This is a genomic window from Clavibacter sp. VKM Ac-2872 (genome assembly GCF_015351105.1).
Lineage (GTDB): Bacteria > Actinomycetota > Actinomycetes > Actinomycetales > Microbacteriaceae > Clavibacter.
This window is the reverse complement of sequence record NZ_JADKRR010000001.1, coordinates 1,139,090-1,162,828: the sequence shown is the minus strand read 5'-3', so window position 1 is coordinate 1,162,828 and position 23,739 is coordinate 1,139,090. Positions and strand designations below refer to the sequence as shown.

Annotated in this window: 25 protein-coding genes and 2 tRNA genes; 11 read left to right on the top strand and 16 right to left on the bottom strand. The window is 72.3% G+C overall.

What is annotated here, in order from left to right; translation table 11 throughout:
• Positions 1-22: 22 nt before the first annotated feature.
• Positions 23-1,033 (bottom strand): NAD-dependent epimerase/dehydratase family protein, encoded by a 1,011-nt coding sequence (locus tag ITJ40_RS05535; RefSeq protein WP_194666111.1) that lies wholly within the window; start codon positions 1,031-1,033, stop codon positions 23-25.
• Entirely contained in the window at positions 1,030-1,251 is a 222-nt protein-coding gene (locus tag ITJ40_RS05530; protein WP_194666110.1) for a hypothetical protein, read from the bottom strand. The genes ITJ40_RS05535 and ITJ40_RS05530 overlap by 4 nt, the downstream gene beginning before the upstream one ends.
• Positions 1,252-1,386: 135 nt before the next feature.
• Here ITJ40_RS05530 and ITJ40_RS05525 point away from each other — a divergent pair, with 135 nt between their 5' ends.
• Positions 1,387-2,526: a CPBP family intramembrane glutamic endopeptidase gene (locus ITJ40_RS05525; RefSeq protein WP_194666109.1), complete on the top strand. Its 1,140-nt coding sequence runs from the start codon at positions 1,387-1,389 to the stop codon at positions 2,524-2,526.
• Here ITJ40_RS05525 and ITJ40_RS05520 read toward each other — a convergent pair.
• The 4 genes from ITJ40_RS05520 to ITJ40_RS05505 form a co-directional block, all read right to left on the bottom strand.
• Entirely contained in the window at positions 2,408-3,097 is a 690-nt protein-coding gene (locus ITJ40_RS05520) for a GNAT family N-acetyltransferase (RefSeq protein ID WP_194666108.1), read from the bottom strand. The two genes, ITJ40_RS05525 and ITJ40_RS05520, sit on opposite strands and share 119 nt — an antisense overlap.
• Before the next feature lie 52 nt (positions 3,098-3,149).
• On the bottom strand, positions 3,150-3,836 hold the full coding sequence (locus ITJ40_RS05515; protein ID WP_194666107.1) for a uracil-DNA glycosylase: 687 nt from the start codon (positions 3,834-3,836) through the stop codon (positions 3,150-3,152).
• Positions 3,837-3,846: 10 nt separating this feature from the next.
• A complete protein-coding gene (locus ITJ40_RS05510; protein WP_194666106.1) occupies positions 3,847-4,569 on the bottom strand; it encodes a Type 1 glutamine amidotransferase-like domain-containing protein in 723 nt (240 codons plus the stop codon).
• A 104-nt stretch (positions 4,570-4,673) separates the two neighbouring features.
• Positions 4,674-4,749: transfer RNA gene (locus ITJ40_RS05505), tRNA-Glu, on the bottom strand.
• Between the two features lie 169 nt (positions 4,750-4,918).
• On the opposite strand from ITJ40_RS05505, the gene ITJ40_RS05500 reads away from it, so the two are divergent.
• The 3 genes from ITJ40_RS05500 to ITJ40_RS05490 all read left to right on the top strand — a co-directional run bounded on the left by ITJ40_RS05500 (position 4,919) and on the right by ITJ40_RS05490 (position 7,353).
• Complete coding sequence (locus tag ITJ40_RS05500; protein WP_194666105.1) at positions 4,919-5,557, top strand: MBL fold metallo-hydrolase; 639 nt, start codon at positions 4,919-4,921, stop codon at positions 5,555-5,557.
• Between the two features lie 36 nt (positions 5,558-5,593).
• Entirely contained in the window at positions 5,594-6,016 is a 423-nt protein-coding gene (locus ITJ40_RS05495; RefSeq protein ID WP_228511820.1) for a DUF3592 domain-containing protein, read from the top strand.
• A gap of 239 nt (positions 6,017-6,255) precedes the next feature.
• A complete protein-coding gene (locus ITJ40_RS05490; RefSeq protein WP_194666104.1) occupies positions 6,256-7,353 on the top strand; it encodes a TerC family protein in 1,098 nt (365 codons plus the stop codon).
• An 80-nt stretch (positions 7,354-7,433) separates the two neighbouring features.
• On the opposite strand, the gene ITJ40_RS05485 is transcribed toward ITJ40_RS05490, so the two are convergent.
• The gene (locus ITJ40_RS05485; protein WP_194666103.1) at positions 7,434-8,231 is read right to left on the bottom strand and encodes an SDR family NAD(P)-dependent oxidoreductase; all 798 of its coding nucleotides are present in this window, start codon (positions 8,229-8,231) and stop codon (positions 7,434-7,436) included.
• Between the two features lie 55 nt (positions 8,232-8,286).
• Here ITJ40_RS05485 and ITJ40_RS05480 point away from each other — a divergent pair, with 55 nt between their 5' ends.
• From ITJ40_RS05480 to ITJ40_RS05465, 4 genes are all read left to right on the top strand, one after another.
• Positions 8,287-8,901: a TetR/AcrR family transcriptional regulator gene (locus ITJ40_RS05480; protein WP_043587697.1), complete on the top strand. Its 615-nt coding sequence runs from the start codon at positions 8,287-8,289 to the stop codon at positions 8,899-8,901.
• Positions 8,902-8,975: 74 nt separating this feature from the next.
• Positions 8,976-9,986, top strand: coding sequence for an aldo/keto reductase family protein (locus ITJ40_RS05475; RefSeq protein ID WP_194666102.1), 1,011 nt, complete (start codon positions 8,976-8,978; stop codon positions 9,984-9,986).
• 133 nt (positions 9,987-10,119) lie between these two features.
• A complete protein-coding gene (locus ITJ40_RS05470; protein ID WP_194666101.1) occupies positions 10,120-11,130 on the top strand; it encodes an aldo/keto reductase family protein in 1,011 nt (336 codons plus the stop codon).
• Between the two features lie 190 nt (positions 11,131-11,320).
• Positions 11,321-12,406 carry a DUF4236 domain-containing protein gene (locus ITJ40_RS05465; RefSeq protein ID WP_194666100.1) on the top strand — a complete coding sequence of 362 codons (1,086 nt, stop codon included), beginning with the start codon at positions 11,321-11,323 and terminating at the stop codon, positions 12,404-12,406.
• A 110-nt stretch (positions 12,407-12,516) separates the two neighbouring features.
• Here ITJ40_RS05465 and ITJ40_RS05460 read toward each other — a convergent pair.
• The 7 genes from ITJ40_RS05460 to ITJ40_RS05430 all read right to left on the bottom strand — a co-directional run bounded on the left by ITJ40_RS05460 (position 12,517) and on the right by ITJ40_RS05430 (position 18,937).
• Positions 12,517-12,588, bottom strand: a tRNA-Gln gene (locus ITJ40_RS05460).
• A gap of 88 nt (positions 12,589-12,676) precedes the next feature.
• Positions 12,677-13,627: an NAD(P)/FAD-dependent oxidoreductase gene (locus ITJ40_RS05455; protein ID WP_194666099.1), complete on the bottom strand. Its 951-nt coding sequence runs from the start codon at positions 13,625-13,627 to the stop codon at positions 12,677-12,679.
• Positions 13,620-15,140, bottom strand: a complete 1,521-nt coding sequence (gene gltX / locus ITJ40_RS05450; protein WP_194666098.1) for a glutamate--tRNA ligase — start codon at positions 15,138-15,140, stop codon at positions 13,620-13,622. The genes ITJ40_RS05455 and gltX overlap by 8 nt, the downstream gene beginning before the upstream one ends.
• A 13-nt stretch (positions 15,141-15,153) precedes the next feature.
• Positions 15,154-15,915, bottom strand: coding sequence for a hypothetical protein (locus ITJ40_RS05445; protein WP_194666097.1), 762 nt, complete (start codon positions 15,913-15,915; stop codon positions 15,154-15,156).
• 2 nt (positions 15,916-15,917) lie between these two features.
• Positions 15,918-16,691 carry a fumarylacetoacetate hydrolase family protein gene (locus tag ITJ40_RS05440; RefSeq protein ID WP_194666096.1) on the bottom strand — a complete coding sequence of 258 codons (774 nt, stop codon included), beginning with the start codon at positions 16,689-16,691 and terminating at the stop codon, positions 15,918-15,920.
• Between the two features lie 57 nt (positions 16,692-16,748).
• Positions 16,749-17,861: a branched-chain amino acid aminotransferase gene (locus ITJ40_RS05435; RefSeq protein WP_194666095.1), complete on the bottom strand. Its 1,113-nt coding sequence runs from the start codon at positions 17,859-17,861 to the stop codon at positions 16,749-16,751.
• A gap of 8 nt (positions 17,862-17,869) precedes the next feature.
• Positions 17,870-18,937, bottom strand: coding sequence for a 3-isopropylmalate dehydrogenase (locus ITJ40_RS05430; RefSeq protein WP_194666094.1), 1,068 nt, complete (start codon positions 18,935-18,937; stop codon positions 17,870-17,872).
• 113 nt (positions 18,938-19,050) lie between these two features.
• Here ITJ40_RS05430 and ITJ40_RS05425 point away from each other — a divergent pair, with 113 nt between their 5' ends.
• Entirely contained in the window at positions 19,051-19,305 is a 255-nt protein-coding gene (locus tag ITJ40_RS05425) for a DUF6458 family protein (protein WP_194666093.1), read from the top strand.
• Between the two features lie 26 nt (positions 19,306-19,331).
• Here ITJ40_RS05425 and ITJ40_RS05420 read toward each other — a convergent pair whose 3' ends face one another.
• Positions 19,332-20,876, bottom strand: a complete 1,545-nt coding sequence (locus ITJ40_RS05420; protein ID WP_194666092.1) for an MFS transporter — start codon at positions 20,874-20,876, stop codon at positions 19,332-19,334.
• A 114-nt stretch (positions 20,877-20,990) separates the two neighbouring features.
• Here ITJ40_RS05420 and ITJ40_RS05415 point away from each other — a divergent pair, with 114 nt between their 5' ends.
• The gene (locus tag ITJ40_RS05415) at positions 20,991-21,608 is read left to right on the top strand and encodes a TetR/AcrR family transcriptional regulator (RefSeq protein ID WP_194666091.1); all 618 of its coding nucleotides are present in this window, start codon (positions 20,991-20,993) and stop codon (positions 21,606-21,608) included.
• Positions 21,609-21,677: 69 nt separating this feature from the next.
• On the opposite strand, the gene serA is transcribed toward ITJ40_RS05415, so the two are convergent.
• Positions 21,678-23,267, bottom strand: a complete 1,590-nt coding sequence (serA, locus tag ITJ40_RS05410) for a phosphoglycerate dehydrogenase (protein WP_194666090.1) — start codon at positions 23,265-23,267, stop codon at positions 21,678-21,680.
• A 62-nt stretch (positions 23,268-23,329) separates the two neighbouring features.
• Here serA and ITJ40_RS05405 point away from each other — a divergent pair, with 62 nt between their 5' ends.
• Positions 23,330-23,731: a DoxX family membrane protein gene (locus tag ITJ40_RS05405; protein WP_194666089.1), complete on the top strand. Its 402-nt coding sequence runs from the start codon at positions 23,330-23,332 to the stop codon at positions 23,729-23,731.
• Positions 23,732-23,739 lie beyond the last annotated feature (8 nt).

Here is a 23,739-nt window from a genome sequence, read left to right as displayed (position 1 = left end):
GGCGCTCGTGCGCGGGGCCGGGTCAGCCGAGCGCCGCCAGGACCGCGAGCTCCTCGTCGCGCGTGAGGCCGGCCAGACGCGGCCGGTCGAGCCCGCGCTCGCGTTCGTCGGCGAGCACGTCGCGCATCGTCTCGGCGAGCGGTCGTCGCCGGAACCCGAGCGCGCGGATCCCCGCATCGCTGCGCGCCAGCATCCCGGCCGCCGTGCCCGGCAGCCAGAGCGGCAGCGAGCGCGGGCCCGCCCAGTGCCGCACGTCGGCGTCCGCGAGCTGCGCGTCGGTCGCCACCACGCGCTCGCCCCTGGATCCCGCCGCCTCCGCCGCGAGGTCCAGCACGTCCGCGAGCGGCACGCTCTCGCCCACCGCGTCGACCACGCCGTCGAGCCCGCGCACGCCGACGTCGACGATCAGGTCGGCGAGGTCGCGCGCGTCGATCACCTGGGACCGGCGGCCGGTCGGGTCCGGCACGAGCACGGGTCCGTCGCCCGCGAGCGCGAGGCGGGCCGGCCAGTAGCCGAACCGGTCGCTGTCGTCGTCGGGTCCGGTGATGAGGCCGGGACGCACGATCATGCGCCGTCCGGCGAGCGCCGCGGTCACCGCGCGCTCGGCCGCGACCTTCGCCTGGCCGTACTCCTCGAGGTCGACGGGCTCCACGAGCGCCGCCGTCTCGTCGTCACCCGGATCCGCGAACGACGCGTACACGGACACGGTGCTGACGAACGTCCAGTGCCGGGCGCGCTCGCCCAGCGCCGCGACCGCGGCGCGCGCGTGCTCCGCGGAGGAGGCGAGGTCGACGACCTCGTCCCAGTCCGCACCGGCGACGGCCGCGTACGCGTCGGGCAGGTCGCGGTCGGCCGCGACGAACCGCGTGAGCGCGGGTGCGGATCCGCCCGTGCCGCGCGCGAGGCACGTCACCCGGTCGCCGCGTGCCGCCAGCCGCTCCGCGACGAGCCGGCCGATCCACGCGGTGCCGCCGAGGACGAGCACGTCGCGCGGGGCCGCCGTCGTGCCGGTGACGATGCCCGCGCCGCTCACGACTCGCGCGCCGGCGTCGTCTTCCCGGGCCGCACCGACGCGGTCTCCGCGACGTCGATGCGCGTCACGCCGTCCTCCTGCTCGCTCACGTCGACGCGCGGCGCCGCATCCGACTCCACCGCCTTCGGCGCCGTCGTCAGCTGCTCGTGCCGCTTCTCCGCGAAGTCGGCGTCGCGGGCCGCGTCGTGCCCCTGGTCGTCGTGCTGGTCCTGCTGCATGGGTGCGCCTCTCGTCGCGTCCACCGTACGCGGCGGCGTGGCGTCGCCCGGCGCCCTCCGCCGTCCGCCCTCCGCCCTCCGCCCTCCGCCCTCGGGGGGATACGCGCGCGCGGCCGCCCCGCGTAGCGTGGCGGCATGAGCGCACAGGAGCCGACCGTCCCCGATCCCGTCCCGCCCTCGGCGCCGCCGGTCGCCCCGCCCGTCGACGCCGCCGCTCCCCCGGCCGCCGGGATGCCCGGCGGGTTCCCGCCCGAGCTCCCGCCGCTCCCCGAGCGCCCGCCCGTCCCGTACCACCACGGCCTCCGCGACACCGGCGGCCCCTGGCGCGGGATCCTCGCGCTCGTCCTCTTCGGCATCGCCTTCCTCGGCCTGTCCGTGGTCTTCGGCGGCGCCGCCATCCTCATCGAGATCCTCACGGGCCGGATGGACCCGTCCGACGAGGCGTCCCTCACGACCATGACGCCCGTCGTCCTCCTCGCCACGAACCTGTCGCTCGCCGCGCTGATCCCCGTCTCGATGCTCCTGCAGCGCTGGCTCTTCGGCGTCCGGATGGGCGCGATGTCCTCCATCGCGGGCCGGTTCCGCTGGCGCTGGCTCGGCCGGGTCGCGCTCGTGATGGTGCCCGTCTTCCTCGTCTACATCGGCGTCACGTTCGCGCTCGACCCGTCGGGCGAGATCCGGTTCGACGGCGAGGTCTGGCTCTACCTGGCCATCGTGCTGCTGACCACGCCGCTGCAGTCGGCCGGCGAGGAGTACGGGTTCCGGGGCCTCATCCAGCGCTCGGTCGGATCCTGGTTCCGCAGCACGCGCGTCGCCCTCGTCGTCGGCGCCGTGGTCGCCAGCTCCCTCTTCGCGCTCGCGCACCTCGCCGAGGACCCCTGGCTCATCGCCTACTACTTCGTCTTCGGCCTGTCGGCGACCATCTCGGCGCGGCTCACGGGCGGCCTCGAGGCGCCCGTCCTCATCCACGCGCTCAACAACACGCTGCTGTTCATCCCCACCGTGATCCTCGGCCAGATGTCGCAGAGCTTCGACCGCAGCGCCGGCACCGGCGGCCCGTTCATGCTGCTGCCGATGGCCGTGGTCCTGGCGTCCGCGCTCCTCAGCGGGTGGTGGGCGCGCCGTCACCGCGAGGAGACGGTGGCTCCCCGGCCGCTCACCGCGAAGGAGGAGCGGCGGGAGCGGGAGCGGGCGTGGTGGGACGGGGAGCGGCAGCGCCAGGCGTCGCTCGCCGCATGGTCCGCGCCCACAGGCCCGGCTGCGCCGTCGGCCTGAGCGTCAGCTGCATCGTGACCGTCCCGAGCCAGCGCCCGAACTTCCAGCCGACGCGGCCCATCCGCCCGCTCTCCGTGAAGCCGAGCGACGCGTGCAGCCGGATGGAGGCGTCCGCCCCCTGGTCGGCGATGACCGCGATGACCTCGCGGATCCCGGCCTGGCGGCACGCCTCGACGAGCGCCTCCAGGAGCGCGCGCCCGAGCCCCTTGCCGGTGGACGCCGCGCCCAGGTAGATCGAGTCCTCCACGGTCGTCCGCGACGACCGGCGCGCGGACACCGGCTCGACGAGCGCGTAGCCGAGCACCTGCCCCGACGGCGAGACGGCGACGAGGAACGGCATGCCCATCCGCTCCAGCTGGCTGAACCGTCCGCGCCAGCGGGCGAGCGTCATGCGCGTCTCGTCGAACGTGACGGTGCTGTTCATGACGTAGTGGTTGTAGACCTCGCGGATGTCCGGGAGGTCGGACGTGGTCGCCTGCCGGATCTCGTAGGAGAAGACGGGCTGCGGCGGCGCGGGCTTGCGGAGGTGGGCGGGCAGACGGCGCCTCGTCTGGTATTCCTCCTCGAGCATGCCGCGATCCTACGGGGAGCGTCGCGCCGGCGTCGGATCCGGCCGTGCGCGCTCAGAGCCGCCAGTCGACGGGACCGGCGCCCTGCTCGGCGAGCAGGGCGTCCGCCCGGCTGAAGGGCCGCGAGCCGAAGAACCCGCGCGACGCCGACAGCGGGCTCGGGTGCGCCGAGGTGATCGACGGCACGGGCGCGAGCAGCGGCGCGAGGGTCCCCGCGTCCTTGCCCCAGAGGATCGCGACGAGCGGCCCGCCGCGCGCGGCCAGCCCGCGGATCGCGCACTCCGTCACGGCCTCCCAGCCCTTCCCGCGGTGCGAGGCGGGCGCGCCCGGCCGCACCGTGAGCACGCGGTTGAGCAGCAGCACGCCGCTGCGGGTCCAGGCGGTGAGGTCGCCGTGCTCGGGCGTCGGGATCCCGAGGTCGTCGCGCAGCTCCCGGTGGATGTTGACGAGGCTCCGCGGCACGGGCCGCACGTCGGGCTCGACCGAGAAGGACAGGCCGACGGGATGGCCGGGCGTGGGATACGGATCCTGCCCGACGATGAGCACGCGCACGTCGGCGAGCGGCTGCTGGAACGCCCGCAGCACGCGGTCGCCCGCGGGCAGGTAGGGGCGGCCGGCGGCGACCTCGGCACGCAGCCACTCCCCCATCCGCGCGATCGTCTGGGCGACGGGCGCGAGCACCTCGGCCCAGGCGGCGTCCATGAGGCCGCGCTCGACGAGCTCCGGCAGGGTCAGGGCCACGGGCGGTGGATCAGGACGCGCCGGCGGAGCTGACGGTGACGCCGGTCTCCGAGCCGATGACCGACCAGACGCTGCCGCGCCCCTCGACGACGAGCTGGCCCTCGCCCACGATGAGCACGGTGCGCTCGTCGATGGCGACGCCGCCCTCGACGAGCCCCGCCTCGGTCGCGGCGATGAGCCGGGTGAGGGTGCCCCACTGGGCGGCGTGCACGTCGACCGCGACGTCGATGAGGCCGATGCCCTGCTCCACGGTGACCTCGTCGAGGTCCTCGCTCGCGGACTCCTGCACGACCTCGACGTCGCCGATGCGCCAGCCGCCGACGATCGCGGTCTCGGCGGCGACCGCGGCGCCCGCGGAGAAGCCGAGGTAGGGGACGCCCGCGGTGACCTGGCGGCGGATCTCGCCGAAGACCGGCTCGAGCGCCTGGCGGTACGCGGGGGTCAGGCCGCCGCCCACGACGATGCCGTCCACGTCCTGCAGCTGCGCGACCTCGAGGGATCCGCCCTCGGGCGCGAGGACGGCGATCGGCTCGCAGGCGCCCGCGGCACGGAGCGCGGCGGCGTACTGGTCGAACCACTCGGCGCCGAGGCCGTCGTGCACGAGCACCACGGCGATGCGGGCCGGCTCCAGCCGGGCGGCAGCGGTCGCCCTCGTCGTCGCCTCGGACAGGAACCGCGCGAGGAGGGGGGTGTCGTCATCCGACAGGCCGCCTCCGACCAGGTGCACACTCACCCCTCGACGGTACAGGGCCGAGCCGTGCGCCCCGGCCCCGCGGGCGACGAGGGCAAGAAGAAAGCCCGGCACCTCCGTGAGGAAGAGCCGGGCTGGTGATGCGGTGGTGACCCCAACCGGATTCGAACCGGTGTTACCGCCGTGAGAGGGCGGTGTCCTAGGCCGCTAAACGATGGGGCCGTTTTTGCAACTCGTCGAGTATGCCACAGCGCGCACAGCCCGACCAAATCGAGCCCCGACCGGGCCGGATCCGCCCGACACCGTCCCGATCGCGCGCCCCCGACGGGCGCGTCCGGACGACCCCGCGCGCCGGTTTGCCCCGGCCGCTCCGACGGTGTTGGCTCCTCTCATGCGATTGACGAAGCTCGAGCACGCCGCCCTGGTCCTGGAACTCTCGGGGCGCAAGCTCTTCATCGACCCGGGCTCCTTCACGACCCCCATCACGGAGGCCACGAACGCCGATGCCATCGTCATCACCCACGAGCACGCGGACCACTGGACCCCGGAGCAGCTCAAGCGGATCCTCGACAAGAACGAGGGCGTGCCCATCTACGCCCCGTCCGGGGTCGCGGCCGCGGTCGCCGACTTCGACGTGACCGTGGTCGAGGCCGGCGACACCATCGAGGTCGGCCCCTTCACGCTGCGCTTCTTCGGCGGCGCGCACGCCGTCATCCACGAGTCGATCCCCGTGGTCGACAACCTCGGCGTCCTCGTCAACGACACGCTCTACTACGCGGGCGACTCGTTCACGATCCCGGAGGGCGTCGACGTCGACCTGCTGGCCGCTCCCGCGGGCGCGCCGTGGATGAAGATCAGCGAGTCCATCGACTACGTGCTCGCCGTGAAGCCGCGCCGCGCGTTCCCCACGCACGAGATGGTGCTCTCCACCGCGGGCAAGGCCATCTCGAACGGGCGCCTCCAGTGGGCGACCGAGCAGGGCGGCGGCGCGTTCCACGCCCTCGAGCCCGGCGATAGCATCGACCTCTAGGCCCTGTTCGGGCCCTCGACGAGCGGACGCGGGGTCATGCGGATGGACGGTCTCGCCGCGGCGTCGCTCATCATCGAGTTCCTCACCTGGATCGCGCTCGTCCCCGGCGTCCTGCTCTACGTCGCCGGCCTCTCGGTGCGCGTCCTGGGCCGCCGCTGGACGGCGACCGAGGGCCTCGTCGCGGACGGGCCCGTCGGCGACGCCGGCACCGCGCCGCGCGTCGTCCGCTGGTTCGACGACGAGGGCGACGTGCACGAGGCGCCGGCCGACAGCCCCGAGACGCACGACCTCCCGGCCGGATCCGACGTGCGCGTCTGGTTCTCGCCGCGCGCCCCGTGGCGCGTCCGCACCCACGCGCCCGAGCTCGACGGCCGCGCGCTCCGCGTGACCGGGCTCGTGCTCACCGGCATCGGCGGGCTCGCGGCCGTCGCCGGGATCGCGCTGCTCTTCCTCGAGTAGCGGGCCTCCGCCGACGACCGGCCCAGCTGGGGATCCGCCCGCGCGGTCGAGGTCGCTCCATGCGGCCGTATAGAGTGTTCCCTCGAAGGGGAGTACTCCCATCCGGCGGTCGTGTCGTCAATACGGTCGGACCACTCCGACCCGTACGACCGGTTCCGCGAGCAGCAGCTCGCGGGGTGGAGGAGACCTTCAGTACCCCACCGGACCGTCAACGGTCCGAGTACTGGAGAACCCTCGAAATGGATGTCCCCTTCTGGCTCTGGGCCGCGACCATCGCGGCCGTCCTCGGCCTGCTCGTCTTCGACTTCTTCGCGCACGTGCGGAAGGCGCACGAGCCGACGCTGAAGGAGTCCGCGACCTGGTCGGTCGTCTACATCGTCATCGCGCTCGTCTTCGGCGTGGGCGTCGGCGTCTTCTCGAACTGGACCTTCGGCGGCGAGTACTTCGCCGGATACGTGACGGAGAAGGCGCTGAGCGTCGACAACCTCTTCGTCTTCCTCATCATCATGTCGAGCTTCGCCGTGCCGCGCGCATTCCAGCAGAAGGTGCTGCTCGTCGGAATCGCGATAGCCCTCGTGATGCGCGGGATCTTCATCGCGATGGGCTCCGCGATCATCGACAACTTCTCCTGGGTCTTCTACCTCTTCGGCGCCCTGCTGCTCGTCATGGCCTACAAGCAGATGAAGGAGACGCACGACGAGGACGAGTCCGACTCGAAGCTCATCCGCGTGCTCCGCCGCTTCATCCCCACCTCGGACCACTACGACGGCGACAAGCTCACGACGCGCGTCGACGGCAAGAAGCTCTTCACCCCGATGTTCCTGGTGATGCTCGCCATCGGCCTCACCGACGTGCTGTTCGCGCTCGACTCCATCCCCGCGATCTTCGGCCTGACGCAGGAGGCGTACATCGTCTTCACCGCCAACGCGTTCGCGCTGCTCGGCCTCCGCCAGCTGTACTTCCTGATCTCGGGCCTGCTCGAGCGCCTCGTGTACCTCTCGCAGGGCCTCGCGGTGATCCTCGGCTTCATCGCGGTGAAGCTCGTGCTGCACGCGATGCACGTCAACGAGGTGCCGTTCATCAACGGCGGCGAGCCGATGCTGTGGGCGCCCGAGATCCCGATCTGGTTCTCGCTGTCGTTCATCCTCCTCACCATCACGGTGGCGACCGTCGCGAGCCTCGCGAAGACGAAGCGCGACGGCACCGCGGTCGAGGGCACCGACTCCGCCGCCTCCGTCGCGGGTGAGCAGGCCCCCGCCGACGCGGACGACGACACGGCCCGCGGCTCCGGCCGCAGCGTGGACGCGGACGCGGACGCGGACGCCCCGCGCCGCTAGCCCTCGCCGTACCGCCACGACGCCCGCTCCCGGATCCGGGGGCGGGCGTCGTCGCGTCCGCGCGGCTGCGCAGCTGCGCGTCAGCCGAGTCGCGTGCTGCCGATGCCGCCGTCGACGTCGAGCAGCGCCCCGTGCACGAACGCCGCCTCGTCCGAGACGAGGAAGCGCACCGCGAACGCGATGTCGACGGGACGCACCGGGACGCCCGCGGGCGTGGTCGCCGTCATGGCGTCGAGCACGGCCGCATCCGACGCGTTCCCGGGCGTGGCGGTCACGCCCGGCGCGACCGTGGTGACCCGCACGCCGCGCGGGCCGAACTCCGCCGCCCAGGTGCGGGTCATCTGCTCGACCGCGGCCTTAGACGCCGTGTAGGCGGCGCCGAACGGGACGCCGACGCGCGACATCCAGGATCCGACGTTGACCACGGCGCCGCTCCCCCGCTCCGCCATCGCGGGCGCGAGCGCCGCGACGAGCACGTGGGGCGCCCGGACGTTGACGGCGAGGACGGCGTCGAGGTCGTCGTCGCCGAGCGCCGCGGTCGGCCCGACCGGGTAGATGCCGGCGTTGTTGACGAGGATGTCGACCCGCCCGCCGACCACGGCGGCGGCCTCCGCTGCGAACCGGCGGATCCCCTCGGCGCTCCCCGCGAGGTCGGCGGGCACGGCGTGAGCGTTCCCGCCCGCCGCGGTGATGGCGGCGACGACGGAACGGGCGCGGTCGACGTCGCGGCCGCTGACGACGACCTCGGCACCGGAGGAGGCGAGCACGCGGGCGATGGCCTCGCCGATGCCGCTGGTGGATCCGGTGACGACGGCCGTGCGGCCGGCGAGCCGGGTGTCGGGGACGAGGGAATGGATGGCTTCTTCGTTGGACTGCATGGTCCAATTGATAGCACGAGTTGGACCGTTCGGTCCACACCGATAGGATCGTGGCATGGCCGAACCGAGGATCACCGAGCGCGGGCGGCTCACCCGCCAGCGGATCATCGAGGCCACCGGCGAGCAGATCCTCGCCACCGGCGTCGGTGGGACGACGCTCGACGACGTGCGCGCCGCGACCCTCACGAGCAAGAGCCAGCTGTTCCACTACTTCCCCGGCGGGAAGCTCGAGCTCGTGCGTGAGGTCGCGGCCTGGGAGGGCCGACAGCTGATGGAGGCGCAGGAACCGCACATCCACGACCTCGCGTCGTGGGAGTCGTGGGAGGCCTGGCGCTCCGCGCTCGTCGACTACTACATCGGCCGCGGCCGGTGGGCATGCCCCATCGGCTCCCTCGCGACGCAGGCCTCCGCCGTCGATCCGGAGCTGGAGCGCGCCATCGCGGAGACCATGCGCGCCTGGCGCGCGTTCCTGGTGCGCGGGGTGGAGCGCATGCGGCAGGCCGGGCTCGTCGGCCCCTCCGCGGATCCGCAGCGCATCGCCACCGTGATCCTCGCGGCCATCCAGGGCGGGCTGGTGCTCAGCCAGCCGGAGCGCTCGGCGTGGCCGCTGGAGGCGGCGCTCGACACGGCGCTCGCGCCCCTGCACGTGATCCGCTCCCCCGCCGCCTGACCGCGCCGCCGGCCGCCGGCCGCCTCGCACACTTTCGTGCCAAGCGGCGGAGGCGCCCGGCGTACGGTCGGACCATGGAATTCAGATACCTCGGCAACTCCGGCTTCAAGATCTCCGAGATCACCTACGGCAACTGGCTCACCCACGGATCGCAGGTCGAGAACGACACCGCGACCGCGTGCGTGAAGGCCGCGCTCGAGGCGGGGATCACCACATTCGACACCGCGGACGTCTACGCCAACACCAAGGCGGAGACCGTGCTCGGCGAGGCGCTCACGGGCGAGCGACGCGCCTCGATCGAGATCTTCACGAAGGTCTTCGGCCCCACCGGGCCCAAGGGCCACAACGACGTGGGGCTCTCGCGGAAGCACATCATGGACTCCGTCGACGCGTCGCTCACGCGCCTCCAGACCGACTACATCGACCTCTACCAGGCGCACCGCTTCGACTACGAGACGCCCCTCGAGGAGACGATGCAGGCGTTCGCGGACGTCGTCCGCCAGGGCAAGGCCCTCTACATCGGCGTGAGCGAGTGGACGAGCGAGCAGCTGCGCGCCGGCCACGCGCTCGCCACCGACCTGGGCTTCCAGCTGATCTCGAACCAGCCGCAGTACTCGGCCCTCTGGCGCGTCATCGAGGAGGAGGTCGTGCCCACCTCGAAGGAGCTCGGCATCTCCCAGATCGTGTGGTCCCCCATCGCGCAGGGCGTGCTGACGGGCAAGTACAAGCCCGGCCAGGAGCTGCCGTCCGGTTCGCGCGCGACCGACGACAAGGGCGGGGCGAACATGATCAAGCGGTACATGAACGACGACACGCTGACCCGCGTGCAGGCGCTCCAGCCGGTCGCCGACGAGCTCGACCTGTCGCTCGCGCAGCTCGCCGTCGCGTGGGTGCTCCAGAACGAGAACGTGGCGTCCGCGATCATCGGCGCCTCGCGTCCCGAGCAGGTGCACGAGAACGTCAAGGCCTCGGGCGTGAAGATCCCCGCGGAGCTCCTCACCCGCATCGACGACGCCCTCGGCGACATCGTCGAGAAGGACCCGCGCAAGACGGAGGAAAGCTCGCCGCAGACCCGCGAGGCCTGACCAGCGCTCCCTCCTGCACGACCGTGCAGCCCCGCCCGAGATGCTCGGGCGGGGCCGCACGTGCATCTCCCGGTCACCGGGCGGACAGACCCCGTCCCGGGCTCACCCAGCGCCCGCGGCGTAGGGTCGGAGGATGGAATTCCGCTACCTAGGCAACTCAGGCTTCAAGATCTCCGAGATCACGTACGGCAACTGGCTGACCCACGGGTCGCAGGTCGAGAACGACACCGCCACGCAGTGCGTGCAGGCGGCCCTCGAGGCCGGCATCACCACGTTCGACACGGCCGACGGCTACGCGAACACCGTCGCCGAGAAGGTCCTTGGGCAAGCGCTCAAGGGCGAGAACAGGGACGGGCTCGAGATCTTCACGAAGGTCTACTTCCCGACCGGCGCCAAGGGCCACAACGACACGGGCCTCTCGCGCAAGCACATCATGGCGTCGATCGACGGCTCGCTCGAGCGCCTCCAGACCGACCATGTGGACCTCTACCAGGCCCACCGCTACGACTACGAGACCCCGCTGGAGGAGACGATGCAGGCCTTCGCCGACGTCGTCCGCCAGGGCAAGGCCCTCTACATCGGCGTCAGCGAGTGGACCCCCGAGCAGCTCCGCGAGGCGCACGCCCTCTCCCGCGAGCTCGGCTTCCAGCTCATCTCGAACCAGCCGCAGTACTCCGCCCTCTGGCGCGTCATCGAGGAGGAGATCGTCCCGACCTCCGCCGAGCTCGGCATCTCGCAGATCGTCTGGTCCCCCATCGCGCAGGGCGTCCTCACGGGCAAGTACAAGCCGGGCCAGGACCTGCCCGCCGGCTCGCGCGCCACGGACGACAAGGGCGGCGCCGACATGATCAAGCGCTACATGAACGACGACGTCCTCACGCGCGTGCAGGAGCTGCAGCCCGTCGCGGACGAGCTGGACCTGTCGCTCGCCCAGCTCGCGGTCGCGTGGGTGCTGCAGAACGAGAACGTCGCCTCGGCGATCATCGGCGCGTCGCGTCCCGAGCAGGTCCACGAGAACGTCAAGGCCTCGGGCGTCAGAATCCCGGCGGAGCTCCTGACCCGCATCGACGACGCCCTCGGCGACGTCGTGGAGAAGGACCCGTCGAAGACGAGCGACAGCTCCCCGAAGGGGCGCCTCGCCTGATCCGCACCCGCTGAACGCGATGACGGCCCCGTTCGAGCAGACGCTCGGGCGGGGCCGTCCTCGTGTATCGCCGCGGCGCGCCAACGACCGACCACGAGGTCCGCGCTCCCCCTCAGAGAGAGTGGAACATCCACACGGGTGGGATCGGCTCATCCGAAAGACGGCGAGCGATTCCTCCGGCAGGATCGAGGTGGGCGAAGGGGGCCACATGGGGATCTACGTTCGGAAGAGCGTGAAGGCAGGGCCGTTCCGTTTCACCGCCAGTAGGGCAGGCGTGAACGTGAGCGCGGGAATACCCGGATTCCGCGCCGGCTCCGGACCTCGGGGCAACTATGTGAGCGTGAATGCCGCCGGCCTCTCCTACAGGGCGACAGGAGCGTTCCCCGCCCGCGGAGCGGGGCGCCCCGTCGCAGCGCCGTATCAGCCGAGCGCGGTGCTGATGGAGGACGTGACAGGCGCCGACGCGTTGGAGCTGGCCCCCACCGACGGTGATGACCTGGTGCAGCAGCTCAACGAGGCCGCGGGTCGACAGCGATGGGCGTGGCTTGTCGTGGTGGTGTGCGTCGTGGCCGGGGCTGTCGCCCTCCCGTATGGAGCCGTCGTATGGGGGCTCGCCGTCCCCCTGTGCTGGTGGCTCTTCGCGCGCGACGCTGCGCGACGCACGGTGGCTGTCATCTACGACGTCGACGACGACGCGGCCGCATGGTTCGAGGCCCTCGTATCCGCGTGGACGCCGTCGGGTCCCGCGGAGAGGATCTGGAGGACCACCACATCCGGGAAGGTGCGGACGACGCATCAGCACAAGATCAACGCCGGAGCGGGGGAGATCGTCCGACGGATGACAGCTCGGACCGACGCCGCAGGCACGAAGCACCTCGCGACGAACGTCGCTGTGCCGTCCGTGACCGTCGGCGATTCGGCGCTGCACTTCCTCCCGGACAGGATCCTCATCCGCGACGGCAAGCACTTCGCGACCGTCACCTACGGAGAACTCGTCGTGACCGCGGTGCCGGAGCGATTCATCGAGGACCCCGGCCCGCTCGCATCTGATGCGCAGAAGGTGGGCGAGACGTGGCGATACGTCAACGTGAAGGGCGGGCCGGATCGCCGCTTCAAGAACAACACCGTGCTGCCGATCATGCGATACGCGTGCCTGCACCTCACCTCACCGAGGGGGCTGAGCTGGATCCTGCAGATGTCTCGCTTCGAGGCCGCACCTCAACTCTCGCGCGTGCTGGCCTCATGTCCTCTAGCGAGAGGCGAGGGGCCGCGATGACACGCTGGATGAGTCGCCTCGCGCGGCAAGCTCGAGGCCCTTCCTCGTCGTAGCCCGAGAAAAGGAAAAGGCCCGTATATCCGGGCCTGTCATTTCCTGCTACTTCAGCGCTGGGGTACCTGGACTCGAACCAAGAACAAAAGAATCAGAATCTTCCGTGTTGCCAATTACACCATACCCCAAGGCCCCGATGCGCGATCGGGCCTCGTCGAGTGTAGCCCATCGGCCGGATCCGCGCCAAACCGGCGCGCGCCCGACGGGCCCCACGCCTCAGATCCGCGGCAGCAGGTCCCGGTTGATCGCGCTGGCCGCGCGCGCCCCGAAGCCGGCCGCGATGATCAGCTGCTGCGGCCCCGGCTGCGAGCTGTCGCCCGCCGCGTAGACGCCCGCGTGCGAGGTGCGGCCCTCGGCGTCGACGGCGATGTGGCCGTCGTCGTCGGTGTCGAGGTCGAGACCCGCGAGGAAGTCGAGCGCGGTCGAGTAGCGCGGGCGCACGAAGCCGCCGGAGCGCGGGACGATCGAGCCGTCCTGCATCCGGATGCCGGTGACGACCGCGCGCTCGCCCTCGATGTCGGCGACGGGCCGGCGATCGACGCGGATGCCGAGGGACGCGAGCCCGCGCTCCCCCGCCTCGTCGATCTCGGCGACCCCGTTGGTGAAGACGATGATGTCGCGCGACCACTGCGAGAGCAGCAGGGCGCGCTCCACGAGGTCGTCGGTCTCTCCGATGAGGAAGAGCGGCTCGTCGGCCTTCTCGTAGCCGTCGCACTCCATGCAGCTGTGCACGGCGGTGCCGTAGTACGCGCGGATGCTCGGCAGGTCGGGCAGCGTCTCCACGAGGCCCGTGGCGATGAGGATCCGGCGCGCGTGCACCTCGCGGTCGGGCGCGCGACGCACGCCCTTCGCGCGGATGGTGAACCCACCCGGAGACGGCTCCGCGGACTGCACGACGGCGAGCTGGAACTCGCCTTCGTCGTACCCCTCCACCTCGACCTGGCCGAGCTTGCGGAGCTCGAGCGGGGAGATCCCGTCGCGGGTGACGAAGCCGTGCGACATGAGGGTCGCGGCGTTGCGCGGGCGGCTGCTGTCGAGCACGAGCGTGCGGCGGCGGGCGCGCACGAGGTTGAGCGCGGCGGACAGGCCCGCGGGGCCCGCGCCGATGACGACGACGTCGTACGAGTCGCCGGTCGCGGCGGATCCGGCACCCGCGTCGTCAGGCACCGAGCATCCCCGCGAGGCGGTCGAGGCGCGCGAGGGTCTCGTCCTTGCCGAGCAACACCATCGACTCGAACAGCGGCGGCGAGATCCGGCGCCCCGAGACGGCGACGCGCAGCGGGCCGTAGGCGAGGCGGGGCTTCATGCCCATGCCGGTGATGAGCGTGTTCTGGAGCACCTCCTGCACCAGGTCGACGTCCCACTCCGTGTGCGGGACCCCGGCGAGCGCGCCACGCGAAGCCGCGAGCACCTCGGGGGCGTCGTCCTTGAGCGCCTGCACGGCCGCGTCGTCGTAGGGCAGCGCGTCGGCCGTCGTGAAGAGGAACGACAGGAGGTCGGGCGCCTCGCCGAGGAGCTGCATGCGCTCCTGCACGAGCGGCGCGGCGGCGTCGAGCATCCGCCGCTCCTCGTGCGTCAGCTCGGCGCCCACCACGTCCGCCGCCTGCAGGTACGGCACGAGGCGCGCGGCGAAGTCCTCGAGCGGGAGCAGTCGGATGTGGTCGCCGTTCAGCGACTCCGCCTTCTTGAGGTCGAAGCGCGCGGGCGCGGGCGTGACGTCGGCGACGTCGAACGCGGTGATCATCTCCATCCGGCTGAACACGTCCCGGTCGTGCGTGAGCGACCAGCCGAGCAGTGCCAGGTAGTTGATGAGGCCCTCGGGGATGAAGCCGCGGTCGCGGTGGTGGAACAGGTTCGACTCGGGGTCGCGCTTGGAGAGCTTCTGGTTGCCCTCCCCCATCACGTAGGGCAGGTGGCCGAAGCGCGGGATGGCGTCGGCCACGCCGATGTCGATGAGCGCGTGGTACAGCGCGATCTGCCGGGGCGTCGACGAGAGCAGGTCCTCGCCGCGGAGCACGTGCGTGATACCCATGAGGGCGTCGTCGACGGGGTTCACGAGCGTGTAGAGCGGGGCGCCGTTGGGGCGCACGAGCACGAAGTCGGGGAAGGACCCGGCCGGGAACGTGACCGTGCCGCGCACGAGGTCGTCGAACGAGAGGTCGGTGTCCGGCACGCGGAGGCGGAGGGCGGGCGCGCGGCCCCCGTCGCGGAACGCCTGGCGCTCGGCCTCGGTGAGGTCGCGCTCGAAGTTGTCGTAGCCCATCTTCGGGTCGCGGCCGGCGGCGCGGTTGCGGGCCTCGATCTCCTCCGCGGTCGCGTAGCTCTCGTAGAGGTGGCCGGACTCGGTGAGCTTCCGGATCACGTCGAGGTAGAGGTCGGTGCGCTGCGACTGGCGATACGGCGCGTGCGGTCCGCCGACGCCCTCGCCCTCGTCCCAGTCGATCTCGAGCCAGCGCAGCGCCTCGATGAGCTGCTCGTAGCTCTCCTCGCTGTCGCGCGCGGCGTCGGTGTCCTCGACGCGGAAGACCAGCTTGCCGCCGGTGTGGCGCGCGTAGGCCCAGTTGAAGAGCGCCGTGCGGATGAGCCCCACGTGCGGCGTCCCGGTCGGGGACGGGCAGAACCGGACGCGGACGTCGGTGCCGGAAGCGGTGGTCACGGGGTGCGCGGTTGTCTCAGTCATCCTGGATCCGATTCTAGGGCTCGGTGCCCGCCGCCCCCGCGGCCCCGGGCGCGCAGTACGGCTCGAGCAGGTCCCACCGGTCGTACTGGTCGCCGGGCGGCACGCCGCACTCGAGGAGGACGGCGCCGGCGTAGCGCATCGGGTCGATCCCGGTCAGGGATCCCGTCGAGCGGAACGCGCCGTCGCAGCCGGTCACTGTGAAGGGCACGGACTGCGTGGCGCCGAGGTAGCCGATGACGTAGCGGGCCTCCCGGTCGAGCACGGGGTCGAAGGAGACGAGCTGGATCGACCGGCCGAAGCGCGGGGGCACGAGGTCGCGGTCGCGGAGATCGCCGAGCAGGTAGGGGGCCCAGACGTCGGCGGGCGTCAACGGGTCGACCCGCGTCGCGGACCCCGCGACGGCCTCGTCCACCGACAAGCCGACGGGCGGCACGAGCTCGGTGTCGGTGCGGGTGACGCGCTGCGGGGTGGATCCGAGGCCGGGCTGCTCCCCGGCGCTCGGGATGCGGACCTGCATCACCCGGACGGCGAGGAGCTGGTCGGCGTCCCCCACGACGGGATCGGCCCAGTCGATCGCGAGGTCGGCCGGCGCGCAGCCCGCGGGGAGGCCGAGCGGCGGCGGCTCGTCGACGACGGGGGTCGCCGTCGGGGATCCGGCACCGGTCGGCCCCGGCGTCTCCAGCCCGTAGTCCGACACGTCGTAGACGCAGCCCGAGAGCAGCGCCACCGCCGCGGCCGCCAGCGCGAGGCGCGCGGGACGGCCGGGGCGGATCACGGTCAGGCGCGGGCGCGCGCGGGGTTGGAGAGCGTGCCGAGCCCAGAGATCGACACCTCGACGACCTGGCCGTCGGTGAACGGGCCGACGCCCGCGGGCGTGCCGGTGAGGATCACGTCGCCGGGCAGCAGGGTCCACACCCGCGAGGCGAAGGCGATGAGCTCGGGCACCGAGTGCACCATCTCGCTCGTGCGGCCGGACTGTCGGAGCTCGCCGTCGACGCGCGTCTCGATGAGCGCGTCCTCGAACGAGCCCTCGGTCTCGATGACCGGCCCCAGCGGGCAGAACGTGTCGTAGCCCTTGGCGCGGGCCCACTGGCTCTCGGAGTGCTGGATGTCACGGGCCGTCACGTCGTTGCCGATCGTGTAGCCGAAGATCGAGCGCGCTGCGTCCTCCACGGACACGTCGCGCGTGATCCGGCCGATGACGACCGCGAGCTCGCCCTCGTGCTCGACCTGCTGGCTGTCGGCCGGGAGGCGGATCGCGTCGTCGGGCCCGATGACCGAGGTGTTGGGCTTGAGGAAGATGAGCGGCGTGGTGGGCGCCTCGCTCCCGTGCTCGGCCGCGTGGGCGGCGTAGTTGCGGCCGACCGCCACGACCTTGGAGCGCGGGATCACCGGCGCGAGCAGCCGGGCGTCGGCGAGCGGGACGCGCTCCCCCGTGGTCTGGTAGCCGCTGAACATGGGGTCGCCGGAGAGGACGACCAGGTGGCCCTCCTCCTCGTCGAGGATGCCGAAGCGGGGGTCGTCACCGGTGCTGAAACGCGCGATCTTCACGAGACACGACCCTAGCCGTGCCGACGGCGCGCGGCCGCCGGCACGAGCGGACGAGGGCTACGCGTCGAGGCGCGTGAGCCAGCCGTGCCGGTCGGGGATGCGGCCGTACTGGATGTCGGTGAGCTCCTGGCGCAGCGACATCGTCAGCTCGCCCGCGGGCGCGTCGATGTCGCCGACGTCGAGGCCCTCGCCCATCAGGCGGCCGATGGGCGTGATCACGGCGGCGGTGCCGCACGCGAACACCTCGGTGATCTCGCCCGACGCGACGCCGTCGACCCACTCCGACAGCTCCACGCGGCGCTTCTCGACCGTGAGGCCGCGGTCGCGTGCGAGCTCGAGGATCGAGTCGCGCGTGATGCCCTCGAGGATGCTCTCGGAGTCGGGCGTGACCAGCCGGCCGTCCTTGTAGACCAGGACGATGTTCATCCCGCCGAGCTCCTCGAGGTAGCGGCCCTCCTCGGAGTCGAGGAACAGCACCTGCGCGCAACCGTGCGACGCGGCCTCGGCCTGCGGGAGGAGCGACGCGGCGTAGTTGCCGCCGCACTTCGCGGCGCCCGTGCCGCCCTTGCCCGCGCGGGAGTACTGCGTGGACAGCCAGATGGACACGGGTGCGACGCCCCCCGTGAAGTACGCGCCCGCGGGGCTCGCGATGACGTAGTAGCCCACGCGCTGGGCGGCGCGCACGCCGAGGAAGCTCTCGTTGGCGATCATGAACGGGCGGAGGTAGAGGCTCTGCTCGGGCGCCGACGGGACCCAGTCGAGGTCGGCCCGCACGAGCTGCCGCACCGACTCGACGAAGTCCTCCGTGGGCAGCTCCGGCAGCGCGAGGCGGCGGGCCGAGCGCTGGAGGCGCGCGGCGTTGCGGTCGGGGCGGAAGGTCCAGACGGATCCGTCGGCGTGACGGTACGCCTTCATCCCCTCGAAGATCTCCTGGCCGTAGTGCAGGACGCTCGCGGCGGGATCCAGCTGGAGCGGCCCGTACGGGACGACGCGCGCGTCGTGCCAGCCGGCGTCGAGGGTCCAGTCGATCTGGACCATGTGGTCCGTGAAGTGCTTGCCGAAGCCCGGGTCGGCGAGGATCGCCTCCCGCTCGGCGTCGGCGCGCGCGGTCTCCGACGGGGTCTGCTCGAAGGACAGGGGGAAGGTGGCGGTGCTGCTGGTGGAGCTCATGGGGTCCTTCAATGGTTCGTGGAGAGGGCGCGGATGACGGCGTCGCCGACCTCCGCGGTGGATCGGGGCGCGGTGCCGGCGTCGGCGCGCGCGGCGAGGTCCGCCGTGACGGCGGCCGTGACGCGCGCAGCGGCCTCGGGGAGGCCGAGGTGGTCGAGCAGGAGCGCGACCGACAGGATCGCCGCGGTCGGGTCGGCCTTCTGCTGCCCGGCGATGTCGGGCGCGGATCCGTGCACGGGCTCGAACATGCTGGGGAACGCGCCCGTCGGGTTGACGTTGCCGGAGGCGGCGAGGCCGATGCCGCCCGAGATGGCCGCGGCGAGGTCGGTGATGATGTCGCCGAACAGGTTGTCGGAGACGATGACGTCGAAGCGCGACGGGTCGGTGACCAGGAAGATCATGGTCGCGTCGACGTGCAGGTAGTCGACCTGGACGTCCGGGTGCTCGGCGGCGACGCGGTCGACGGTGCGCTGCCAGAGGGATCCGGCGAAGGTCAGCACGTTGGTCTTGTGCACGAGAGTGACGCGCTTGCGGTCGCGCTTCGCGGCGAGCTCGAACGCGAACCGCACCGTCCGCTCCACGCCGTGCGCCGTGTTCACGGACACCTCGGTCGCGATCTCGTGCGCGGTGCCGCGACGCAGCACGCCGCCGTTGCCCGCATAGGGGCCCTCGGTGCCCTCGCGGACGACGACGAAGTCGACCTCGCCGGGCGCGGCGAGCGGCGAGGCGACACCGGGCAGCAGCGCGGTGGGCCGCAGGTTGATGTAGTGGTCGAACGCGAAGCGGAGCTTCAGCAGCAGTCCGCGCTCGATGATGCCGCCGGCGAGGCGGGCGTCGCGCGGGTCGCCGCCGACCGCGCCCAGCAGGATCGCGTCGTGCTGCGCGAGGGCGGCGAGGTCGGAGTCGGTGAGGATCTCGCCGGTCTCGAGGAAGTGGCCGGCGCCGAACGGGTACTGCGTGGTATCGAGCGACACGTCCGCGGGAATCGCCTCCCGGAGCACGCGCAGGGCCTCGTGGACGACCTCCGGGCCGATGCCGTCCCCGGGGACGACGGCGAGCGAGATGGTGCGGGGCATGGATCCTCCCGGGCTCGGTGGGTGTCGGGCCAGGTTACCCGTCCGTCGCGCGCACCCGCGCGCTACGGTGGACCCACCCGGCGCCCCGACGGGCAGGACCCGAAGGACCACCCATGAGCATCGGACTCGGCATCTTCCTCGTCATCGTCGGCGCGATCCTCGCGTTCGCCGTCGACATCACCGTCCCCGGCGTCGACCTCCAGCTCGTCGGCTACATCCTCATGGGCGGCGGCGCGCTGGTCATCATCATCGGCGTCGCGCTCCTGGCCCGCCGCCGCACGGCCGTCAGCGAGACGCGCACGCGCATCGACCCCGCCACCGGCCAGCGCATCACGCGCAGCGAGCGCACGGACGACAACGTCGTCTGATCCGCCGGGCGGACCGACCCGCCCGCTCAGTCGTGCGAGCTCGCGCGGCGCAGGCTCGTGAGCGAGATGACGATCGCGCCGACCATGAGCAGGGCGCCGATGATCGACGTCGTCACGACGCCGCCGTCGAACGCGCGGTGCGCCGAGTCGAGCAGCGCGGCACCCGTGTCGGCCGGTACGCGCTCGGCGACGGACACCGCTCCCCCGAGCGTCTCCCGGGCCGCGGACGCGTCGCCGTCGGAGAGCCCGGCCGGCAGCACCAGGCCCGTGCGGTAGCTGGCCGTCAGGATGCTCCCGAGCACGGCCGTGCCGAGCACCGCGCCCACCTCGTACGCCGTCTCCGACACCGCGGACGCGGCGCCCGCCTTCGCCGGCGGGACGGCCGCGATGATCAGGTCGTTGGAGATGGTCTGCGACGCGCCGATGCCCGCGCCGAGCAGGCAGAACGCGAAGACCAGGAGCCCGACCGAGGCGCCCTTCCCGGTGACCGCGAGGATCACGTAGGCGACGGCCGAGAACGCGAGCGCGATCGCGACCACCCGCGAGGGGCGGGCGCGCGCCACGATCGGCACGATCACGAGCCCCGAGACGATGACGACCACGGATCCCGGGATGAGCGCGAAGCCCGCCGCGAGGGGATCCAGCCCCGCGACCAGCTGCAGGTGCTGCGTGACGAAGAAGAGGAACCCGACGAGCGAGACCACGCTGAGCAGGTTGACGAGCACCGCGCCCGTGAATACGGGCTCGCGGAACAGCCCCACGTCGAGCATCGGGTTCCGGGCGCGCGACATGCGGCGCACGAAGAGGATCCCGGCGACCAGGCCCACGATGGGTGCCGCGATCGCGAGCGGCGTGACGCCCTCGGTCGCGAACGTCTTGATGGCGTAGACGAGGGGCGCGACGGTCGCGAGCGACAGCAGGATGGCGACCCCGTCGATCGGCCCCGGAGCCGGGTCCTTCGACTCGGGCACGAGCAGGGGCGTGAGGATCACGAGCGGCAGCATCACCGGGACGGCCACGAGGAACACGGATCCCCACCAGAAGTGCTCGAGCAGCACGCCGCCGACGAGCGGGCCGAGCGCGGATCCGCCGGAGAAGCCCGACGCCCAGATCGCGATGGCGAGGCGGCGCTGCTTCCTGTCCGTGAAGATCGAGCGGAGGAGCGACAGCGTGGACGGCATGAGCATCGCGCCGAAGAAGCCGAGGGCAGCGCGCGCGGCGATGAGCTGCGAGGCGTCGGTGGCGAACGCAGCCAGCGCGGAGACGACGCCGAACCCGGCCGCGCCGATCATGAGGAGGCGCCGGCGGCCGTAGCGGTCGCCCATGTTGCCCATCGCCACGAGGAGCCCGGCGAGCACGAGCGGGTACGCGTCGATGACCCAGAGCTGGGCGGCGCCGGACGGCTCGAGGTCGCGCGCGATGGACGGCATCGCGAAGCTCAGCACCGTGTTGTCGATGGAGACGAGCAGCACCGGGAGCATCAGCACCACGAGCGCGGCCCACTCGCGTCGCCCGGCCCGGCCGGCTGCGGCGACGGTCACGGGGACGGATGCGGTGCGGGGCGTGGACATGACGGGGCTTCCTGACGTCGGGATGCGCGGGGCGCGCGGACGGGCCGCGGGAGCGACGGAGATCACTGTACCGTCCGGTCGGTACAGCGGGCAACCCGCCACTACGCTGGATCCATGCCCGCGACACCCTCCGACGACCCCGCCCCCGCGCCCGACGCCGCAGCCGACAGGGCGTCCCCCTCCGGCGGCACCGCGCGCGACCGCATCCTCGACGCCTTCGAGGAGCTGCTCGTGCAGCAGGGCGAGCGCGGCACGACCCTCGAGGCCGTCGCCGCGGCGGCCGGAGTCTCCAAGGGCGGGCTGCTGTACCACTTCGGCGGCAAGGAAGCGCTCGTCGACGGCCTGCTCGCCCGCATGTCCGCGCTGGCGCAGGCGGACGTCGCGCGGTTGCGCGCCGCCGAACGCGGACCGGTCGACCTCTGGATCCGCAGCTCGCTGTCCACGGCCACGCCCTTCGACCGCGCCTACGTCGCGACCTCCCGCCTCGCGCAGGGCAACCACCCGCGCGCTCGCGACACCCTCACGCACCTGCAGGACGAGTGGGCCGCCGTGATCCTCGAGGCCGTGGGCGACCCGGCCGTCGCCCGGGCCGTGCTCCTCATCGGCGACGGGCTCTACTACAACAGCGCGCTGCAGCCCTGGCTCGGCGGATCCGCGCCCGCGGACGAGGCGCTCGACGAGCTCATCGGCGTGGTCGACGACCTCGTGCGCATCCGCTCCGCGCGCGGCTGACCGGTCCCGGACGCGCCGCGAGGGCGGCCGCCGCAGCAGCCGCCCTCGCGGTGGTCGATCCGACCGGGATCAGGCGTCGATGTCGATCTCGCGCAGCGACGTCGCCTGGATGGCCCGCCGCACGTTCTCCAGCACGCCGTCCGGCACGGGCGAGTCGACGCTGAGGACGCTCAGCGCGCGGCCGCCGGCCTCCTGGCGGGCGATCTGCATGCCCGCGATGTTGACCTCGGCCTCCCCGAACTCCTTGCCGTAGACCGCGACGATGCCGGGGCGGTCCTCGTACTTCATGACGATGAGGTGGCGGCTGAACGGCACCTCGACGTCGTAGCCGTCGATCTCGACGAGCTTCTCGATCTGCTTGGTGCCCGTGAGCGTGCCCGACACCGACACCTGCGTGCCGTCGGACAGGGCCCCGCGGATGCTGAGCACGTTGCGGTACTCCTCCGAGACGGCGTCCGTGATGAGGCGCACCTCGAGCCCGCGCTGCTCGGCGAGCAGCGGCGCGTTGACGTAGGAGACGTTCTCGCTCACGACGTTCGTGAAGACGCCCTTGAGCGCCGCCAGCTTCAGGACGCTGACGTCGTAGCCGGCGAGCTCGCCGCGGACCACGACGTCGATGCTCGTGAGCGCCTCGTGCGCGAGCCCGGAGAACACCTGGCCGAGCTTCTCCATCAGCGGGATGCCGGGGCGCACGTACGGGTCGATGACGCCGCCGGCGACGTTGACGGCGTCCGGCACGAGCTCGCCGCCGAGCGCGAGGCGCACGCTCTTCGCGACCGAGACGCCCGCCTTCTCCTGGGCCTCGTCGGTGGAGGCGCCGAGGTGCGGCGTGACGATGATGTTGTCGAGCTCGAGGAGCGGCGACCCGGTGGGCGGCTCGCTCACGAAGACGTCGAGGCCGGCGCCCGCGATGCGCTTCGACTTGAGCGCCGTGTACAGCGCGTCCTCGTCGATGATGCCGCCGCGGCTCGCGTTGACGATGCGCAGGGAGGGCTTCGCGAGCGCGAACTGCTCCGTGGAGATGAGCCCCGTGGTGTCGGGCGTCTTGGGGATGTGGATGGTGATGAAGTCCGAGACCCTCATCAGCTCGTCGAGCGGGAGGAGCTGCACGCCGAGCTGCTGGGCGCGGGCCGGCGTGACGTAGGGGTCGTACGCCACGAGCGTGGCGCCGAAGCCCGCGAGGCGCTGGGCCACGAGCGTGCCGATGCGGCCGAGGCCGACGATGCCGATGGTCTTCTCGTACAGCTCCACGCCCGTGAAGGACGAGCGCTTCCAGAGGCCCTGCTTGAGCGAGGCGCTCGCGTCCGGGATGAAGCGCGCGAGCGAGAGGATGTGGCCGATCGCGAGCTCGGCGGCCGAGATGATGTTGGAGGTCGGCGCGTTCACGACCATGACGCCCGCGGTGGTCGCGGCCTTGATGTCGACGTTGTCGAGGCCCACGCCCGCGCGGGCGACGACCTGGAGGCGCGGGGCGGCGGCGATGGCCTCCGCGTCGATCTTGGTGGCGGAGCGCACGAGCACCGCGTCCGCGTCCGCGAGGGCCGCGAGCAGCGCCGGGCGGTCGGTGCCGTCGACGGATCGGACGTCGAAGTCGGGCCCCAGGGCGTCGACGGTGGCGGGCGAGAGTTCTTCGGCGATGACGACGACGGGCTTGGTCAAGTGCGGTCCTTCGGGCGGGGGCGGCTGGGACCCTCACATGCTAGTGGCCCCAGAATGGGGCGATGAGCGATGTGACGTGGGCGGCGATCCAGCTCGCCGTGCGGATCCTGCTGGCCCTCGTCTTCGTCGGGATGGGCGTGAACCACTTCGTGCCGAAGGCCGCGCATGTCATGGCGGAGATCATCCCGCCGTCGTTCCGACGCCCCGGCGTGCCCTCTCCCCTGGTGCTCGTGTGGTTCACGGGGCTCTGCGAGATCGCGGGCGGGATCGGCCTGCTGGTCGAGCCGCTGCGGCTCGCCGCGGGCGTGGCGCTGGCCGTCTTCCTGGTCGCGGTCTTCCCCGCGAACGCGCACGCCGCCCGGCACCCGGAGCGCTTCGGCCGCATCGCGATCCCGCTGGTGCCGCGCCTCGTGGCGCAGGTGGTGCTGATCGCGCTGGTGCTGTTCGCCGGGTGGCCCCTCTAGCCCTCCGT

What these genes read in the sequence shown, in the direction of transcription:
- ITJ40_RS05530 (WP_194666110.1), bottom strand. Translation starts at nt 1,251, where the DNA reads ATGCAGCAGGACCAGCACGACGACCAGGGGCACGACGCGGCCCGCGAC.
- ITJ40_RS05525 (WP_194666109.1), top strand. Translation starts at nt 1,387, where the DNA reads ATGAGCGCACAGGAGCCGACCGTCCCCGATCCCGTCCCGCCCTCGGCG.
- ITJ40_RS05520 (WP_194666108.1), bottom strand. Translation starts at nt 3,097, where the DNA reads ATGCTCGAGGAGGAATACCAGACGAGGCGCCGTCTGCCCGCCCACCTC.
- ITJ40_RS05500 (WP_194666105.1), top strand. Translation starts at nt 4,919, where the DNA reads ATGCGATTGACGAAGCTCGAGCACGCCGCCCTGGTCCTGGAACTCTCG.
- ITJ40_RS05495 (WP_228511820.1), top strand. Translation starts at nt 5,594, where the DNA reads ATGCGGATGGACGGTCTCGCCGCGGCGTCGCTCATCATCGAGTTCCTC.
- ITJ40_RS05490 (WP_194666104.1), top strand. Translation starts at nt 6,256, where the DNA reads ATGGATGTCCCCTTCTGGCTCTGGGCCGCGACCATCGCGGCCGTCCTC.
- ITJ40_RS05485 (WP_194666103.1), bottom strand. Translation starts at nt 8,231, where the DNA reads ATGCAGTCCAACGAAGAAGCCATCCATTCCCTCGTCCCCGACACCCGG.
- ITJ40_RS05480 (WP_043587697.1), top strand. Translation starts at nt 8,287, where the DNA reads ATGGCCGAACCGAGGATCACCGAGCGCGGGCGGCTCACCCGCCAGCGG.
- ITJ40_RS05475 (WP_194666102.1), top strand. Translation starts at nt 8,976, where the DNA reads ATGGAATTCAGATACCTCGGCAACTCCGGCTTCAAGATCTCCGAGATC.
- ITJ40_RS05470 (WP_194666101.1), top strand. Translation starts at nt 10,120, where the DNA reads ATGGAATTCCGCTACCTAGGCAACTCAGGCTTCAAGATCTCCGAGATC.
- gltX (WP_194666098.1), bottom strand. Translation starts at nt 15,140, where the DNA reads ATGACTGAGACAACCGCGCACCCCGTGACCACCGCTTCCGGCACCGAC.
- ITJ40_RS05435 (WP_194666095.1), bottom strand. Translation starts at nt 17,861, where the DNA reads ATGAGCTCCACCAGCAGCACCGCCACCTTCCCCCTGTCCTTCGAGCAG.
- ITJ40_RS05430 (WP_194666094.1), bottom strand. Translation starts at nt 18,937, where the DNA reads ATGCCCCGCACCATCTCGCTCGCCGTCGTCCCCGGGGACGGCATCGGC.
- ITJ40_RS05425 (WP_194666093.1), top strand. Translation starts at nt 19,051, where the DNA reads ATGAGCATCGGACTCGGCATCTTCCTCGTCATCGTCGGCGCGATCCTC.
- ITJ40_RS05420 (WP_194666092.1), bottom strand. Translation starts at nt 20,876, where the DNA reads ATGTCCACGCCCCGCACCGCATCCGTCCCCGTGACCGTCGCCGCAGCC.
- ITJ40_RS05415 (WP_194666091.1), top strand. Translation starts at nt 20,991, where the DNA reads ATGCCCGCGACACCCTCCGACGACCCCGCCCCCGCGCCCGACGCCGCA.
- ITJ40_RS05405 (WP_194666089.1), top strand. Translation starts at nt 23,330, where the DNA reads ATGAGCGATGTGACGTGGGCGGCGATCCAGCTCGCCGTGCGGATCCTG.